General features: G+C 74.5%; 1 protein-coding gene and 1 pseudogene. One reads left to right on the top strand and one right to left on the bottom strand.

The features are described 5' to 3' along the window. Positions 1 to 315, top strand: a pseudogene (locus ND748_RS30060) (hypothetical protein); the annotation flags it as partial. A 142-nt stretch (positions 316 to 457) separates the two neighbouring features. On the opposite strand, the gene ND748_RS30055 reads toward ND748_RS30060, so the two are convergent. Beyond that, the coding region (locus ND748_RS30055; RefSeq protein ID WP_251749591.1) for a hypothetical protein at positions 458 to 2419 on the bottom strand (1962 nt) is incomplete at its 5' end.

Raw genomic sequence — 2419 nt, 5'->3', positions numbered from 1 at the left:
GAGCTGGGGGCCTGCGCCGGCGTGGGCGGCGTGTTCGTCGACGGGGTGCCCCCGGCGCTGCGGGAGACCCTCAGCCCCGCGGAGGCCCTGTTCGTCGACGGCTGGCTGGCTCGCCGCGGCGCCAAGAACCGACCCGCCGAGGGACTCCCCTGGGACGCCCCCGGCGCTTCGCCCCCTGACCCGCCGCCGCCCCCCGACCCGCCGCCAACTGGCCCGCCGGTCGCCGACCCGCCGCAGGCTGACTCCCCGTCCGCCGACGATCTGTCGCCCTCGGACTCCCCATCCCGTGGGGGACCTGCCGAGCCCGCCTGCTGATCCTCCCGCCGGCCACCGGCCGCGCCTGCCACCGGGCCCCGTAGCCAGGCACGTCGCCGCCGCACTAGTCGGCCCTGCCCGCCACCTGGACCGACGATCGGTGGCCCGCTACCTGCGGCAGGCCCGGGCGCGGGCCGGCCGGTCAGAACACGCGGCGGGGGGCCGACCAGGTCGCCCCGGCTCCGGAGGTGCGCCACACCATGTGCAGCTCGTCGCCGACGCGAGCGAGGACCTCCAGATGGCCGTCGAAGTTACTCTGGATCATCGAGACGGCGTCGACGTTGCCCAGGGCCGGGGCGAACGGGCGGGGCCCGCTCCAGAACGGCGTCGGCGCGCCGTTGTTGCGGTAGTAGTGGATGAGTCCGCCGCTGGCGGCGGGGACGACGACTTCGAAGTTGCGCGCCCCGTCGGCGAAGGAGCTCTGGATCAGCGCCGGGTTGCCCGAGACCCCTTCGCCGAAGACGGGTCCGGTCCGCCACACCGCCGAGTTGTCGCGGGTCAGGTGCACCAGCCGGCTGCCGACCCGGGCGACGGCCTCGAGCATGCCCGCGCCGCCGCCGAGGGTGCCGTGGATGAGGCTGACCGCGTCGACCCGGCCGAGGTTCGCACCGAACAGCTTCGGGGCGCTCCAGGGGTAGCCGTAGACGTCGTGGTTGCGCCACAGGTGCAGGATGCCGACGTCCGCGGCCGGAATGAGCAGCTCGAAGTTGCCCTTCGTGCCCAGGCGACTCTGGACGAGCGACGGCACCCCGCCGACGCCCTGGATGAGCTGCTTGGGGTCGTGCCAGGCGAACGCCCCGGTGCTGTCACGCCACAGGAAGTACAGCGCCGAACCGACCCGGACGGCGACCTCCAGCGGCCCGGGGTTGGCCAGGGTGCTCTGCACCATGGTGAGCGCGTCGACGCGGCCGAGGGACTGGGCGGTCTGCCACGGGTCGCGCCAGGGATAGCCGGCGGCGTCGTTGTCCCGCCACACGTGGGTGATCCCCGCGAACGCCGAGGGCACGACGACGTCGAAGTTGCCGGTGCGGCCGAGCCCCTTCGACTGGACCAGCGCCGGGTTGCCGCCGACGCCGTGGCCCCACCCGATCTGGCCGGGGGTGTAGCGGCACAGCGCGAAGCTGTTCGAGCGCATCAGGCAGTCCGCCGGCGCCGGGGCGCAGGTGTCGCAGTTGCCGTTCGGGACACCGAACGCCCCCCACGCGCCGCCGCAGTCGCAGCCCGCGCCGCCGTACTCGTCCGGGGCGCCGAAGATGTGCCCGGTCTCGTGGGTGAAGACGCGGTCGATGTTGTCGGGGCCCCAGCCGTCGTTGGCGTACGACATGACGATCCGGGGGCCGCCGACCGACGAGTAGGCGAAGTAGCCCAGCGGGTACTTGGTGAAGAACGCGCAGTAGGCCCATCGGGTGCCGAGGCGGGCGCGCAGCGCGTCGACGTAGTCGTAGACGCCGTCGAAGCTGGCGGCGTGGCCGAGCCGGCTCATCGCCGGGTCCCGCCACAGGGCTTCCAGATCGGTCGCCTTCGGGTCCGCCGGCACGGGCAGGCGCACGAGTTGGATGTCGTAGTAGAAGGTGAGGTCGGCCGCCGGGTTGGTGGTGGCGTACCAGGACAGCCCGTTCTGCACCTCGGCCACGACCTTGGTCCGCTCGGCCGCCGTGAACTGCAGGTCGGCGGTCGGCCCCTCGACGAGGATCAGGCCGATGGCGACGGAGCCCTCCAGCTTCGAGCTGGTCGGAGAGCCGGCGGCGCCGGCGGCGGAGCCCGTGCTGGGACCGGTGGCGGGGCCGGTGTCGCCGGCGGCGCCCGCGGTGGTCAGCGTCATCAGCGGGCTCTGCAGGAGCGACTGGCCGTTGGCGAAGGCACGGGGCGCCGGGCGGTCCGGGTCCGGCCCGGCGGACCCCCGCGGGGGCGGGACGTCGGTGCAGGGCCGGTCCATGTCCCACGGATGGCCGTCGCGCGGGCGGTCCTGCTTCAGTCGGCGATAGGCGGTGCTGGCGCGCAGCCGGAAGGCGTCCAGGCCCAGCGTTTCGGAGCGGTTCAGGCCGGGGGACACGCCCGTGGTCGACACGACGCTGCCGTCGGCCGGGGGCAGCAGGCCCGCGCC

The sequence above is a fragment of the Frankia sp. AiPs1 genome, assembly GCF_023716945.1.
Taxonomy (GTDB): Bacteria; Actinomycetota; Actinomycetes; order Frankiales; family Frankiaceae; genus Frankia.
Note: the sequence above shows the minus strand (reverse complement) of the source record. Positions and strands in the feature narration are given on the sequence as shown.